Origin of the sequence: Cronobacter condimenti 1330 (assembly GCF_001277255.1) — a bacterium.
In the GTDB taxonomy this organism is placed as follows: Bacteria; Pseudomonadota; Gammaproteobacteria; order Enterobacterales; family Enterobacteriaceae; genus Cronobacter; species Cronobacter condimenti.
Genome location: NZ_CP012264.1, coordinates 15,079 through 28,445, shown reverse-complemented (window position 1 = coordinate 28,445; position 13,367 = coordinate 15,079). Strand labels below are relative to the sequence as shown.

The following is a 13,367-nucleotide window of genomic DNA, read 5'->3' as shown; positions in this document are numbered from 1 at the left end:
AGCAAGCCTGAGCCCGTCGCCCGTTAATACCTGGCGACAACGTAATCACTGCTAAAAAAACGCTGAATTATCCAAAGAGAAAATGGCTGGCGAGTACCTGACAGATAACGCCCACCACCACACTGACAATTAAGTTTTTGGTAAACCACGCGGTTAATACGACCGGGACCGCCGCCAGAACGCTGGCGTTATACAGACTGAACCCGCCGCTTTGTGGAAAGAACAGCGCCGGGATCGTAATGCTGGAAATAACCGCCGCCGGAATGTACTCAATTACCGCATTAATAAAGCGCGGCGTGCGCTCCGGGCTCAGGTGCAGCGGAATCAACCGGATAGCGAACGTCACCGCCATCATTGAGAAGATGACAATCAGGAGGAAGATTTCTTGAGACATACGCCCACTCCGCAGCCGACCGCCGTCGCCACAAAGACGTTAAGCGGTGAAATATGGATAAAATTCATGCCGATGGTGGTCGCGATGGAGACCAGCGCAACGATGCGCTTACCGGTGGTGTTGCACAGCGCCACCAGCACAAACAGCATCATGGCCGTCAGCGCGTAATCGAGCTTGAAGCTGATAAATTTCGCCAGATATTCCGAGGCCACGGCACCCGCGAATCCGCCCGCTATCCACGACAGATGGCAAAAGGCGTTAAAGCTCAGCAGATAGCTCGCCGTGGTGGCGATGCGGCTTTCCAGGCGCTGGCTGTGCATCGCGAAGGATTCATCCGTCAGCCCGAACGCGTAGAGCGATTTTTTCACGCCTGACATGCCGACCGGGCCGAGTTTCTTCGACATATACATCGACATTAAAATATGGCGGGAATTAATAAGCACCGTCGAGAGCACGATGGGCAGCAGCGAGGCGCCCGCGGTGAGCATCGCCAGCGCGGCGAACTGCGCCGTGCCCGCGTACACAAACAGGCACATCGCCGCCGGGAACCAGACCGGCAGCCCGGCATTCAGGCACATCACGCCGAAAACAAACGCGACGACGAAATACCCCGCCATAATGGGCGAGGCGTTAATCAGGCTCTCTTTAAAATCGCTACGCTCGGCGTAATTCAGGTTTTTTAAAGATCCAGTTCGCACGTCGTTTCTCCTGTGGTCGGTTGAAACCCCTGGGAGCGCCAGAAATTGAACGCGACCTGGTTTTTATCTTCAATAAACAGAAAGACACGTTTAATACCGCTAAGATAAAAATCATTCAGAATGGTTTTCGTCAGCACGGTGCCAATCTTGTTTTTGCGGAAAATCGGCGAAATAGCGATGTGATTTAACGTAGCGCGGGTGCCGAGCATACCGCCGATAATGGCGCCCACCAGAGCGCCGCTTTCATCTTTGGCTAAATAACAGCGTGCGTTTTCCGCCGCGACGATTTTGCGAATATGCTCTTCATCCTGCCATTCGCAAAACGCCACTTCTTTAAAGAATTTTAAAAAGCTGACGATATCGCAGGCATCATTTAATGTGGCTTTGGAAATAACCAGCCCTTCTGGCGCGGCGGTTTTATCTGCCTCAGAGGAAATAAGCTGGAGATTATTTGATGATATCATATTCCGTCCCCGGTCTTGAAAACGACACCGCGATAATCTGGCGAAAGCCCATTGCATTCTCGGTTGGGTTAAACGCCGTCGTGACGTAATGCAGCATTTCGCGATCGAGGAAGAACGTGGTATCCAGAATATTGCGGTACGTCCCGGAATCCACCAGCGTGCCGTCTTTCTTAAAGACCTGGCTCATGGCGCCTTCGACGTTATACCGGCCCCAGAAATGCACGCCGCTGAACGGATAACCGTCGCAGTGGATGCCTTCTGGCGTTATCTCAAGCTCACAGCCCGGCTTAATTTCAATACGGATTTGGTGGATCTGGCACTGCCAGATTTCATTATGCAGTTCCGGCGGCAGCACTTCTTTATAAACGTTGAAATCCAGCTCCACCAGCGAACGTAATACCGGAGAATGTAATACCTCAGTGGTAATATCATCAAAGTGACGTTCAATACCGCCGACATATTTATTGTGCTCGACCGACTGCTCATAGGCGCGATGGCCAAGCGGCGTTAATGTTTTGGTGACCGGGTTATAGTCAAAGTCGCTGTAGCGGCGATAACGTGTACCGCGATCGGCCTGCCCGTAGAATTTATCCACGCCCATAGTTTCCCAGCTTTGGGTGAATTTAACGAAATCGCTAAATCCGCCGGAAAGTGAAAAATCAGAACCCAGAACATTTACCGCTTTATTTTTTCTCAGGTCGTCGCCGATGTTTTTATTGAGCTGTAACATATATTCTATATTCATCCGAGGGGTTAGGTTGGTTTCGATTTAACCTACCAGCTAATTAAGTTATTTATATTCAATTCTTTTTCAGGCGCCTTAATAACCATTTTAATCAGGGGTGTTTGAGGACTATCCGACCAAAAAAAGCGGATAAGCTGGTGTTTTCAACCAGCGTAACGGCGGGCCATCAATTGATAATTCTTATAGCCGTTGATATAAAGGAAAGACCGGCACGTCAGGAGGTGGTCATGGATGTTAAAGTATTGAGAAATCTGCTAAAAACCGCGCAGCTCGGATCGTTAACCTGCGCCGCAGAAGAGGCCAGCCTGACCATTCAGGCGCTGGCGGCGCAGCTCAACAAAGCGGAAGAATATTTCGGATTTAAAATATTCAACCGCACCAATAAAGGCGCCGTATTGACGCCGGAAGGGAAACATCTGCTGCCCTATATTATGAATGTCGTCAAAACCTCCGAACATTTGCGCCTGAAAGCTGAGCAGCTGAAAAAGAGTACGTCCACGCCGATTCGCATCGCCTTAAACAGCACCTTTTCTGTCGATACCAACAAGAAAATCATCAACTTTATGATCGACAAACTGAGCGATTACAGCGTGATTTTCAGTACGTCGGAGTCGCCGGAAAACCTGGTGAAAATCGCCAAAGACGAGACGGATATCGCGGTGGTATTGGGCGCAAATGTGCCGCCGGGTTTTTACAGCATTAAATTGACCGGCCTGCATATTAAAGTGATTGCCGCCTGCTCGGCAGAAAGCGCGGCGGCGGCCTCCACGCTGGTTCAGCCGCTGGCGGAGTGCCCGTATTCAGCGAGCTTCGATAAATTCACCGCCCGGCATAAACCGCTGCTTCAGGAGGCGAGCGTGATTTTCTCCGGGAGCGAGCTGATTACCGTCTCGCTGATGAAAAGCTTCAGCAGCATCGGGATAATCTCTCAGGACCTGGCGCAGGCGAACGGCCTCACCATTCTGCCAGGCTTTGAAGACATTCTTGATGTGAATCTGATAATGAAAGAACCGATCCTGACCGAGCACGATCTGGAGTCGTTCTATAACAACGTGGTGCATCTGCCTGAGATCCCACTGACCGCGTAAACGGCCACCGGCTGGCCTGTGCCAGCCTTCGCGAAGGCCCAGGACGGTGCCTTTATGCCGGTGCGTTGCCCCGGCGTGCGACAGTTTTGTAAAAGTCCGCGTAGCGCTCTTTTCACCGGCCCAATTAGGCATTAAAACCTAAACATTATCGGACTGATTAGATGCAGATTACGCATTTGTAATTTTGATAACTACCCGTTACTGACCATTATCACGGAGCGAAAAATGGCAACGCATTTTGCAAGAGGGACGCTTAGCCCCGAATTTAGTATCTCCCCCCGGCTACCCGCCGACGCGCTAAAAGCCGCGCATCATCTGCCGGAACACCGCCGCAGCCGCTTTCTGGCATCGCGCTCGCTGCTGGCCGAACTGGTGTTTATGCTGTATGGCATCCCGGTACTGCCCGAAATTGTCGTGAATGCGCAAGGCCGTCCGCGCTTTGCCGACGCCGGGCTTGCTGATTTCTCGCTCGCTTATGCCGGCAATATGTTGGGTGTGGCGATTACGACAGAAGGCTGTTGCGGGCTCGATATGGAGTTGCAGCGCGCTACGCGCACCTTTACGCACCCGCTTGCGCCGCAAACCGGCCATACGCTCAGCAAAAATGAAACGATCTGGATAGATAATCAGAACGACCCGATGGAGGCGCGTACCCAACTGGTGACACTGCGTCGCAGTTTGCTGAAACTCACGGGTCTGCAAAACGATGACGGGAACCAGTTCCAGCTACTGCCGGGCTCCGGCAAGCTACGCGTGGCGCAATTCCCACTGGTGGAAGCGGCGTGTGACGCCGAAGACGTGTTGATCTGGACCGTCGCGGTATCGCCTGCTATTGAAAAACTCTACCTGTGGGAATATGACAGCGTGCAGGGCTGGCACAGCCTGCCGGATATGCGCACGCGCAGCACCAGCCCGGATACACGTCTGATGCGCTTTACCAGCCTGCCTTCTGAAAAAGCGATGATTATCAACTAATCTGCGTAGACACACCCAGGAGGTTTTCTATGTCTGAAACACTAAACGTCGTCACGCTCATTGGCAGCCTGCGTAAAGGCTCCTTCAACGCGATGGTGGCCCGCACGCTGCCGAAACTGGCACCTGCCGGTATGTCGGTCGCGGAGCTGCCTTCCATTCGTGATATCCCGATATACGATGCCGATATTCAGCAGGAAGAGGGCTTTCCTCAAACGGTAGAGGCGATAGCCGCGCAGATCCGCGAGGCGGATGGTGTGGTGATCGTCACGCCGGAATATAACTATTCCGTGCCGGGCGGTTTGAAGAACGCTATCGACTGGCTGTCGCGTCTGCCTGATCAACCGCTCGCAGGCAAACCGGTACTCATCCAGACCAGTTCTATGGGCGCCATTGGCGGCGCGCGTTGCCAGTATCATCTGCGCCAGATTCTGGTGTTTCTTGATGCGATGGTGATGAACAAGCCAGAGTTTATGGGCGGGGCGATTCAGAACAAGGTGGATACACAGACTGGCGAAGTGGTGGACCAAAGCACGCTGGATCACCTGACCGGTCAGCTGACCGCGTTTGCAGACTACATCAAGCGGGTGCGCCGCTAACAGAAAAAAGGCCAGCGAATCGCTGGCCTTTTTGCTTAGTGGGCGTCGATAAAGACGATTTTCAGCAGGAACAGCAGCGCCACGACAATCACGCACGCATTCAGATCGCGCAAGCGACCGGTGAAAATCTTCATCACGCAGTAAGAGATAAAGCCCAGCGCAATACCTTCGGTGATTGAGAAACTGAACGGCATCATAACGGCGGTAATAAACGCCGGCACGGCTTCGGTCAGATCGTCCCATTTCACGCGCGACAGGCTGGAGGTCATCAGCACGCCGACATAAATCAGCGCGCCAGCAGCTGCGTAAGGCGGCACCATGCCCGCAAGCGGCGACAGGAAAATGACGCCCAGGAACAGCAGGCCGACAACAACTGCGGTCAGGCCTGTACGTCCGCCAATTGAAACGCCGGACGACGATTCGATATACGCGGTAACGGATGAGGTGCCAATGAACGAACCCGCTACAGACGAGATACTATCCACATACAGCGCCTGTTTCATACGCGGGAATTTGCCGGTTTCGTCAGCGAGCCCGGCTTTATCGGTCACGCCGATGAGCGTACCGGAGGAGTCGAACAGGTTCACCAGCATAAACGAGAAGATAACGCCCGCAAGGCCGATATCCAGCGAGCCCGCGAGATCGACATGACCAAGCACTGACATTACGCTTGGCGGCTCTGAGACAACGCCTTTGAACTGCACATCGCCGAACGCCAGGCCCAGCAGCGTCGTGACCACGATAGAAACCAGCACCGCAGCGTGAATGTTACGGGAGGCGAGAATGGCGATAATAAAGAAGCCCAGCACGCCCAGGAGCGTCGTGTGGGAGGTGAGATTACCGATAGTGACCAGCGTTTCCGGGTTCGCGACGATAACACCCGCGTTTTTAAGCCCCATCATGCCGATAAACAGGCCGATACCGCTGGTGATGCCGATACGCAGGCTTACAGGAATATTGGCGATCATCCAGTAACGCACGCGGAAAATAGTCAGCAGCAACAGGCCAACCGCTCCCCAGAAAATCGCGCCCATGCCCACCTGCCAGGAGAGCCCCATCGCGCCCACAACCACAAACGCAAAGAAAGCGTTCAGGCCCATTGCAGGCGCCAGCGCCACAGGCAGGTTCGCGAGCAGGCCCATCAGAATGCTGCCGAACGCAGCGATAAGGCAGGTCGTTACAAATACGGCGCTGGTGTCCATGCCAGCCGCGCCGAGGATCTGCGGGTTAACAAAAACGATATACACCATCGTCAAAAAAGTGGTGATCCCGGCAATGACCTCGGTGCGGGCCGTGGTGCCGTGCGCGCGTAATTTAAACACGCGCTCAAGCAATCCCTGCCCTTCGGCCTGGGACGTCGGTTGTTGGCTCATTCTCTAATTCCGTACAAGGAGGGGAAAAATTCGTCGCTATCCTATACCAAAACGCCCGGTCGTTGATGGTTGTCACACACTTTTTTTCATTGAATTTGCTTATACGGCATCGATTGCGTGACGCAAAGCGCTTAGAGTAAACGTTCAACTTGCAACAACAGGAAACGGCATGTCCCGAATTGAAGCGGTATTCTTCGACTGCGACGGTACGCTGGTGGATAGTGAAATTATCTGCTCCCGCGCGTATGTGCATATGTTCGCCAGGGCGGGCATTACCCTTGAACTGGAAGAGGTGTTTAAGCGCTTCAAAGGCGTGAAGCTCTACGAGATCATTGATACGATCAATGATGAGTATGGCGTGAACCTGCAAAAAGCCGATCTCGAACCGGTATATCGCGCGGAAGTGGCGCGGCTTTTCGAGGCGGAGCTTGAAGAGATTCCCGGAGCCGCCGCATTACTTGAACAGATGGCCGTGCCGATGTGTATCGTCTCTAACGGACCGGTCAGCAAAATGCAGCAGTCGCTTGGCAAAACCGGGATGTTGCGTTATTTCACCGATAAGCTTTACAGCGGCTACGATATCCAGCGCTGGAAGCCTGATCCGGCATTGATGCATTTCGCAGCCGACGCCATGCAGGTGAACGTTGAGCGCTGCATTCTGGTTGATGATTCCGCCGCAGGCGCGAAGGCAGGCATTGCCGCTGGCATGCAGGTCTTTTATTTCTGTGCTGACCCCCATAATCCGCCGCTCGAGCACCCCAATGTCACCGTATTTACTGAACTGGCGCAACTGCCCGCTTTATGGCGGGCGCGCGGTTGGGATATCACACGCGACACATCCAAAGCATGAGTGGAACGGCAGGTGGCGCTTCGTTTGCCCGCCTCAGGCGGTAAGTTTTATACCGACGGCCCCCTCCCTGAAAGGGAGAGGGCGAAAAGGCGCTACGCCAGGCCGCCCAGGGAGATGCAGTTAACGGTGACATGTAAGGTGTGTTTACCCATCGCCCACACGCCAGAACTAGTTAAAAATCTTCTGCACCCACTCGGCATAAGCCGGCCGCCATACGGCCATCTCATGGCCAAGCCCCGGATACACGTGGTAATCGAATTTTACGCCATCGCGCTCAAGCTCGGTTTTCAACCCCGCGATATCCCGGCCTGTCACGCTGTCTTTATCGCCGACCACCAGCGTAAAGTTACGCAACTGACTGTTCACCTCATCGGCGCGCGAAAGCTGTTTCGTGACGTCGTCGTTCGGCACAGTGGCGGTGGTGACGCCGCTTAACGACGCGAGCCAGCCGAAGCTTTGCAGATGCGTCATGCCGGACACCAGCGCCTGATAGCCGCCCTGCGACAGCCCGGCCAGCGCGCGGCCCTGCGCATCCTGGCGCACGTTAAATCGCTGCCCGATCAGCGGAATGATGTCATTCATCAGCTCTTTATCCGCCGCGCGGGCGTTAAGCGGGTAAAAGTCTTTGCGTCGCTCGGCGGGTGGGAAGTTTTCCGGCACCGCGCTGGCAATATCCGTTTCGGTATCCGGGATAACCACCAGCATGGGCTTGATTTTGCCCTCCGCCAGCAGATTATCCATCATCTGCGGAATGCGACCCTGGGTGACGGCGGAAAGCCCGGTATCGCCAAAACCGTGATAGAAGTAGAGCACCGGCAGCGGCTCGCTGTCGTGGCTGTAACCCGGCGGCGTCCAGACATACACCCGCCGCTCCGATTTCAGCGCGCCGGAATGGTATGTGAGCGTGCGTAATTCGCCGTGCGGCACCGCCCGGTCATCAATAAGGCTGCCCGGCACCAGAATCAGCGAGGTATTGGGCTGGCGCTGCGGCTTCACGTACGGGTTGCCGGTATCAATAGAGCGAAAGCCGTCGACATCAAAAAAATACTCATGGAGATCGGCAGTCAGCGGCGCGCTTTTCCAGCTCCAGACGCCATTCGCCTCTTTGCGCATCTCATGCGATACCTGGCTGTCCGCCGTCGCGCCCAGCACCACCGCTACGCGTTTCGCATCGGGTGCGAAAAGACGAAAGGTGACCGATTTATCAGAATTTACCTGAGTAAGATAATGGCTGACCGGAATGGACTGGTCCGGCGTGGCGGGCAGCGGTGCGCTGAACGCGGGAAGACTGGCGCAGCCTATCAGGGCGGCCATAGCGAGAGCGGTACGGGCAGGTAATTTCACGGATTCATCCTTTTTATAACGAGCTCGGTAACGCGTTATAGTATTGATTAAAATCCGTAAAAGGGGCGACACATGCCCCAAAAAAGCCCTCGCGCGGGACGAGGGCGGCAGGCTTATTCTTTCGGATTTTTACCGGCGAGCAGTTTATCCAGCTCGTCGCCGCCGACATGGCGGAAATCCTGGCCTTTCACGAAATAGAAAATGTATTCGCAGATATTCTGACAGCGATCGCCGATGCGCTCGATAGAGCGTGCGCAGAACAGCGCGGTCAACACACTTGGGATCGTACGTGAATCTTCCATCATGTAGGTCATCAGCTGACGCACGATGCCTTCATACTCCTGATCCACTTTCTTATCTTCACGATAGATACGCACGGCTTCATCGAGGTCCATACGCGCAAAAGCGTCCAGCACATCATGCAGCATTTGTACGGTATGACGACCGAGCGACTCCAGGCTGACCAGCAGCGGCTGATGTTGCTGAGAGAATTTTTCCAGCGCGGTGCGGCAAATTTTGTCCGCCACGTCGCCGATACGCTCCAGCTCGGCGATGGTTTTGATAATGGCCATCACCAGACGCAGATCGCTCGCCGTCGGCTGACGCTTGGCGATGATGCGCACGCAGGCTTCATCAATCGCCACTTCCATCATGTTGACCTTTTTGTCGCCGTCGATGACGCGTTTGGCCAGTTCGCTGTCCTGGTTGTGCATGGCGGTGATCGCATCGGAGAGCTGCTGCTCCACCAGCCCGCCCATAGTCATCACCTGGGTGCGAATGTATTCCAGCTCAGCGTTAAACTGACCGGAAATATGTTTATTCAGATTCAGATTATCCATTTAGCACTCCACATGCCCGATAAATTCAAAAGCGGCCCACATGACATATCAGGGCATATCAACCGTAGCGACCGGTAATATAGTCTTCGGTTTGTTTCATTTTCGGCTTGGTGAAGAGATCGTCGGTATTACTGAACTCGATCAGCTCGCCGAGGTACATAAACGCCGTGTGATCAGAACAGCGCGCGGCCTGCTGCATGTTATGCGTCACGATAACCACGGTGTAATCCTGCTTAAGCTCGGTGATGAGCTCTTCGATACGACCGGTAGAAATCGGGTCCAGCGCGGAGCACGGCTCATCAAGCAACAACACTTCAGGGCGAATCGCGATACCGCGAGCGATACACAGACGCTGTTGCTGACCACCGGAGAGAGAGTATCCGCTCTGGTGCAGTTTATCCTTGGTTTCATTCCATAATGCGGCTTTGGTCAACGCCCACTGCACGCGCTCGTCCATATCGGCGCGGGAGAGTTTCTCAAACAGACGCACGCCGAAGGCGATATTGTCGTAAATTGACATCGGGAACGGCGTTGGTTTCTGGAAGACCATGCCTACTTTGGCGCGCAGCAGCGCAATATCCTGAGCCTGGTTCAGAATATTTTCGCCATCCAGCAGGATCTCGCCTTCCGCACGCTGCTCCGGGTAGAGCTCGAACATTTTGTTAAAGGTGCGCAAAAGCGTCGATTTGCCGCAGCCTGACGGGCCGATAAACGCGGTCACTTCGTTCTTCGCGATATCCAGGCTGATGTTTTTCAGGGCATGGAATTTCCCGTAGTAAAAGTTCAAATCGCGAACCTGAATCTTGTCCGGGGTCGTATTAACCATACTCATCTCAATCTTTTCCTTATCCGGCGTCGCGATGCGCCACGCCGTCAAAAAATTAACCGTGTTTACGTTTGGCGAACAGCACGCGCGCCAGGATGTTCAGCAACAGTACGCAAAGCGTGATAATCAGTACGCCCGCCCAGGCGAGCTGTTGCCATTCGGCAAACGGACTCATGGCGAATTTGAAAATCGTCACCGGCAGGTTGGCGATAGGCTGCATCATATCCGTGCTCCAGAACTGGTTAGAAAGCGCGGTAAAGAGCAGCGGCGCGGTTTCGCCCGCAATACGCGCCACCGCCAGCAGTACGCCGGTCAGAATGCCGGAGACAGAGGCTTTAAGCGTAATGGCGGAAATCATCTTCCACTTCGGCGTACCCAGCGCGTAAGCCGCCTCACGCAGGCTGTCTGGCACCAGCTTGAGCATGTTCTCGGTGGTGCGGATAACAATCGGCACCTGCAACAGGGCGAGGGCAATGACGCCAGCCCAGCCGGAGAAGTGCTCCATCTGCGCGACCACGATGGTGTAGACGAACAGGCCGACGACGATAGAAGGCGCAGACAGCAGAATGTCGTTAATAAAACGAATAACCTCGGCGAGGAACGACTTACGGCCATATTCCGCAAGATAGATGCCCGCCATGATGCCAAGCGGCGTCCCAATGACCGTTGCCCACAGAATAAGCAGGCCGCTGCCCGCCAGCGCATTTGCCAGCCCACCGCCTGCGGTGTTTGGCGGCGGCGTCATTTCGGTGAACAGCGCCAGCGACATACCGTCAAAGCCGCGTGAGACCGTAGAGATTAAGATCCAGATAAGCCAGAAGAGACCGAACGCCATGGTCGCCATAGAGAGCGTCAGCGCGATGCGGTTTTTCATGCGTCGCTTCGCCTGCATCTTACGGCGCGATTCCGCAAGCTGAGTGGTGGTTTGCAGTTCCATCGTCGCCATCAGCGCGCCCCCTCGTTTTTCGCCAGACGCATAATCATCAGACGGGAAATCGCCAGCACGATAAAGGTAATCACAAACAAGATCAGGCCCAGTTCCATCAGCGCCGCTACATGCAGGCCGGATTCCGCCTCGGCAAACTCGTTTGCCAGCGCAGAGGTAATGCTGTTACCGGGCATATAGAGCGACGGGCTGTCGAGCTGGTAGGTGTTACCGATGATAAAGGTGACCGCCATGGTTTCGCCAAGTGCACGGCCAAGTCCGAGCATGACACCGCCAATCACACCATTTTTGGTGAACGGCAGAACGATGCGCCAGATAACTTCCCAGGTGGTGCAGCCAATGCCGTAGGCCGACTCTTTCATCATCACCGGGGTCTGTTCGAACACATCGCGCATAACGGCCGCGATGTAAGGGATTATCATGATGGCGAGAATCACACCCGCCGCCAGAATACCGATACCGAACGCCGGGCCGGAGAACAGCGCGCCGATAAACGGGATGGCAGAAAGGACGTTGCCGACCGGCTCCTGAAAATAGGTCGCGAACAGCGGGGCGAAGATAAACAGCCCCCACATGCCGTACACGATACTTGGAATGGCCGCCAGCAGTTCAATAGCGATACCCAGCGGGCGTTTCAGCCAGCCTGGCGCCAGTTCGGTCAGAAACAGTGCGATGCCGAAGCTCACGGGAACCGCGATCAGCAAAGCGATAAAGGAGGTCACCAGCGTGCCGTAAATGGGCACCAGCGCGCCAAAGTTTTCATTGGGCGCATCCCATTCCTTGTTCCAGAGGAAGGAAAAACCGAATTTTTCCATGCTCGGCCAGGAAGAGATGATAAGCGACACAATAATCCCGCCCAGCAGCAATAGCACAATCAGCGCAGCCAGTCGGACCAGCGCGCTGAAAATCATATCGCCCTTTTTACCTGGGGGGTTAAATACAGGCTTGGTGGCAGCCATATTTCACTCTTTAAGTTTGGGCCAGAAAGCGCGCATTTTATCGCGCTTCCTGGCTAACGTAATGCTATACCCTAAATAATTCGAGTTGCAGCAAGGCGGCAAGCTTGTGAAGCCCCAGGCGCACAGATTCACGATGTGACTGGGGTGAACAAGCGCAGCCAATACAGCTGCGGCTCGAAATATGACGGGTATTTAGTACAGTGCTTTACCGCTGCTGTCTTTCACGTTGGTTTTCCATGCGGCACGAACCTGCTCAACCACGCTGTCCGGCAGTGAGGCGTAATCCAGGTCGTTAGCCTGTTTCGCGCCTGACTTGTAGGCCCAGTCGAAGAACTTCAGCACTTCAGCACCCTGCTCAGGTTTCTTCTGCTCTTTGTGGACCAGAATGAACGTGGTGGAAGTGATAGGCCACGCCTCGTCACCTTTCTGGTTGGTCAGGTCCTGAGCGAAAGATTTGCTCCAGTCAGCGCCTTTGGCAGCATTCGCGAAGCTTTCTTCGGTCGGAGACACCGGTTTGCCGTCAGCAGAAACCAGTTTGGTGTAGGTCAGGTTGTTCTGTTTGGCGTATGCGTATTCCACGTAGCCGATAGAGCCTGGCAGACGCTGTACGAACGCAGCGATGCCGTCGTTGCCTTTACCGCCGAGGCCGGTTGGCCAGTTAACGGTAGAGCCGGAGCCGATTTTGGATTTCCACTCGTCGTTAACTTTCGCCAGATAGCTGGTGAAAACGAAGGATGTACCGGAACCGTCAGCACGACGCACCACGGCGATGTTCTGAGAAGGCAGTTTTTTGCCCGGGTTCAGTTTGGCAATCGCCTCGTCATCCCACTTTTTGATTTTGCCGAGGTAGATGTCGCCGAGGGTTTTGCCATCGAGCACCAGCTCGCCAGATTTGAAGCCCGGCAGGTTAACCGCCAGCACCACGCCGCCGATCACGGTCGGGAACTGGAAAAGACCTTCTTGCTGCAGTTTTTCGTCAGAAAGCGGTGCGTCAGAAGCACCAAAATCAACCGTGTTAGCAATGATTTGTTTCACGCCACCGGAGGAGCCGATACCCTGGTAGTTTACCTTGTTACCCGTTTCTTTCTGGTAGGTATCCGCCCATTTGGCATACACCGGCGCCGGGAATGTTGCGCCCGCGCCAGTCAGACTTGCTGCCGCGAAAGCGGAGAAAGCGCTCAGGTAAAAGGTCGCGGCGACAACAGTTGCGACGGTGGTACGCATAACTTTCATAATGTCTCCTGCTGGTGTTCGTAATTTATTGTTTCGT

Annotated in this window: 15 protein-coding genes; 4 read left to right on the top strand and 11 right to left on the bottom strand. The window is 54.5% G+C overall.

Annotated elements, in window-relative coordinates; translation table 11 throughout:
* Positions 1–67: 67 nt before the first annotated feature.
* The 4 genes from AFK62_RS00145 to AFK62_RS00130 are packed head-to-tail and all read right to left on the bottom strand — an operon-like array spanning position 68 to position 2,286.
* A complete protein-coding gene (locus tag AFK62_RS00145; protein ID WP_007677815.1) occupies positions 68–394 on the bottom strand; it encodes an AzlD domain-containing protein in 327 nt (108 codons plus the stop codon).
* Entirely contained in the window at positions 370–1,092 is a 723-nt protein-coding gene (locus tag AFK62_RS00140; protein ID WP_007677813.1) for an AzlC family ABC transporter permease, read from the bottom strand. The genes AFK62_RS00145 and AFK62_RS00140 overlap by 25 nt, the downstream gene beginning before the upstream one ends.
* Positions 1,074–1,556: a GNAT family N-acetyltransferase gene (locus tag AFK62_RS00135; RefSeq protein WP_007677811.1), complete on the bottom strand. Its 483-nt coding sequence runs from the start codon at positions 1,554–1,556 to the stop codon at positions 1,074–1,076. Before AFK62_RS00135 ends, AFK62_RS00140 begins: the two co-directional genes overlap by 19 nt.
* Positions 1,540–2,286 (bottom strand): 2OG-Fe dioxygenase family protein, encoded by a 747-nt coding sequence (locus tag AFK62_RS00130; protein WP_007677810.1) that lies wholly within the window; start codon positions 2,284–2,286, stop codon positions 1,540–1,542. Before AFK62_RS00130 ends, AFK62_RS00135 begins: the two co-directional genes overlap by 17 nt.
* 242 nt (positions 2,287–2,528) lie before the next feature.
* On the opposite strand from AFK62_RS00130, the gene AFK62_RS00125 reads away from it, so the two are divergent.
* The 3 genes from AFK62_RS00125 to AFK62_RS00115 all read left to right on the top strand — a co-directional run bounded on the left by AFK62_RS00125 (position 2,529) and on the right by AFK62_RS00115 (position 4,960).
* A complete protein-coding gene (locus AFK62_RS00125; protein ID WP_007677808.1) occupies positions 2,529–3,389 on the top strand; it encodes a LysR family transcriptional regulator in 861 nt (286 codons plus the stop codon).
* Positions 3,390–3,614: 225 nt separating this feature from the next.
* Entirely contained in the window at positions 3,615–4,364 is a 750-nt protein-coding gene (locus tag AFK62_RS00120) for a 4'-phosphopantetheinyl transferase family protein (protein ID WP_007677806.1), read from the top strand.
* Positions 4,365–4,393: 29 nt separating this feature from the next.
* Positions 4,394–4,960, top strand: a complete 567-nt coding sequence (locus tag AFK62_RS00115) for an NADPH-dependent FMN reductase (RefSeq protein WP_007677805.1) — start codon at positions 4,394–4,396, stop codon at positions 4,958–4,960.
* A gap of 35 nt (positions 4,961–4,995) precedes the next feature.
* Here the strand turns inward: AFK62_RS00115 and AFK62_RS00110 are convergent, their stop codons facing one another.
* Positions 4,996–6,333 (bottom strand): NCS2 family permease, encoded by a 1,338-nt coding sequence (locus AFK62_RS00110; RefSeq protein ID WP_007677804.1) that lies wholly within the window; start codon positions 6,331–6,333, stop codon positions 4,996–4,998.
* 169 nt (positions 6,334–6,502) lie between these two features.
* On the opposite strand from AFK62_RS00110, the gene yieH reads away from it, so the two are divergent.
* Entirely contained in the window at positions 6,503–7,183 is a 681-nt protein-coding gene (yieH, locus tag AFK62_RS00105) for a 6-phosphogluconate phosphatase (RefSeq protein ID WP_007677803.1), read from the top strand.
* A 168-nt stretch (positions 7,184–7,351) separates the two neighbouring features.
* Here yieH and AFK62_RS00100 read toward each other — a convergent pair whose 3' ends face one another.
* The 6 genes from AFK62_RS00100 to pstS form a co-directional block, all read right to left on the bottom strand.
* Complete coding sequence (locus AFK62_RS00100; RefSeq protein ID WP_050555045.1) at positions 7,352–8,497, bottom strand: alpha/beta hydrolase-fold protein; 1,146 nt, start codon at positions 8,495–8,497, stop codon at positions 7,352–7,354.
* 143 nt (positions 8,498–8,640) lie between these two features.
* Positions 8,641–9,366, bottom strand: a complete 726-nt coding sequence (gene phoU, locus AFK62_RS00095; RefSeq protein WP_007677797.1) for a phosphate signaling complex protein PhoU — start codon at positions 9,364–9,366, stop codon at positions 8,641–8,643.
* A 58-nt stretch (positions 9,367–9,424) separates the two neighbouring features.
* On the bottom strand, positions 9,425–10,198 hold the full coding sequence (pstB, locus tag AFK62_RS00090) for a phosphate ABC transporter ATP-binding protein PstB (RefSeq protein WP_032984723.1): 774 nt from the start codon (positions 10,196–10,198) through the stop codon (positions 9,425–9,427).
* A gap of 49 nt (positions 10,199–10,247) precedes the next feature.
* Positions 10,248–11,138 carry a phosphate ABC transporter permease PstA gene (pstA, locus tag AFK62_RS00085; RefSeq protein WP_007677791.1) on the bottom strand — a complete coding sequence of 297 codons (891 nt, stop codon included), beginning with the start codon at positions 11,136–11,138 and terminating at the stop codon, positions 10,248–10,250.
* Entirely contained in the window at positions 11,138–12,097 is a 960-nt protein-coding gene (gene pstC, locus AFK62_RS00080; RefSeq protein ID WP_007677788.1) for a phosphate ABC transporter permease PstC, read from the bottom strand. Before pstC ends, pstA begins: the two co-directional genes overlap by 1 nt.
* Positions 12,098–12,289: 192 nt before the next feature.
* Entirely contained in the window at positions 12,290–13,330 is a 1,041-nt protein-coding gene (gene pstS, locus AFK62_RS00075; RefSeq protein ID WP_007677784.1) for a phosphate ABC transporter substrate-binding protein PstS, read from the bottom strand.
* Between the last annotated feature and the right edge of the window lie 37 nt (positions 13,331–13,367).

Excerpts from the sequence above, each read along its gene's own strand:
- AFK62_RS00110 (WP_007677804.1), bottom strand. The coding sequence starts at position 6,333 with ATGAGCCAACAACCGACGTCCCAGGCCGAAGGGCAGGGATTGCTTGAG.
- AFK62_RS00125 (WP_007677808.1), top strand. The coding sequence starts at position 2,529 with ATGGATGTTAAAGTATTGAGAAATCTGCTAAAAACCGCGCAGCTCGGA.
- AFK62_RS00115 (WP_007677805.1), top strand. The coding sequence starts at position 4,394 with ATGTCTGAAACACTAAACGTCGTCACGCTCATTGGCAGCCTGCGTAAA.
- pstB (WP_032984723.1), bottom strand. The coding sequence starts at position 10,198 with ATGAGTATGGTTAATACGACCCCGGACAAGATTCAGGTTCGCGATTTG.
- AFK62_RS00100 (WP_050555045.1), bottom strand. The coding sequence starts at position 8,497 with ATGGCCGCCCTGATAGGCTGCGCCAGTCTTCCCGCGTTCAGCGCACCG.
- AFK62_RS00135 (WP_007677811.1), bottom strand. The coding sequence starts at position 1,556 with ATGATATCATCAAATAATCTCCAGCTTATTTCCTCTGAGGCAGATAAA.
- phoU (WP_007677797.1), bottom strand. The coding sequence starts at position 9,366 with ATGGATAATCTGAATCTGAATAAACATATTTCCGGTCAGTTTAACGCT.
- yieH (WP_007677803.1), top strand. The coding sequence starts at position 6,503 with ATGTCCCGAATTGAAGCGGTATTCTTCGACTGCGACGGTACGCTGGTG.
- AFK62_RS00120 (WP_007677806.1), top strand. The coding sequence starts at position 3,615 with ATGGCAACGCATTTTGCAAGAGGGACGCTTAGCCCCGAATTTAGTATC.
- pstC (WP_007677788.1), bottom strand. The coding sequence starts at position 12,097 with ATGGCTGCCACCAAGCCTGTATTTAACCCCCCAGGTAAAAAGGGCGAT.
- AFK62_RS00130 (WP_007677810.1), bottom strand. The coding sequence starts at position 2,286 with ATGTTACAGCTCAATAAAAACATCGGCGACGACCTGAGAAAAAATAAA.
- pstS (WP_007677784.1), bottom strand. The coding sequence starts at position 13,330 with ATGAAAGTTATGCGTACCACCGTCGCAACTGTTGTCGCCGCGACCTTT.
- pstA (WP_007677791.1), bottom strand. The coding sequence starts at position 11,138 with ATGGCGACGATGGAACTGCAAACCACCACTCAGCTTGCGGAATCGCGC.
- AFK62_RS00145 (WP_007677815.1), bottom strand. The coding sequence starts at position 394 with ATGTCTCAAGAAATCTTCCTCCTGATTGTCATCTTCTCAATGATGGCG.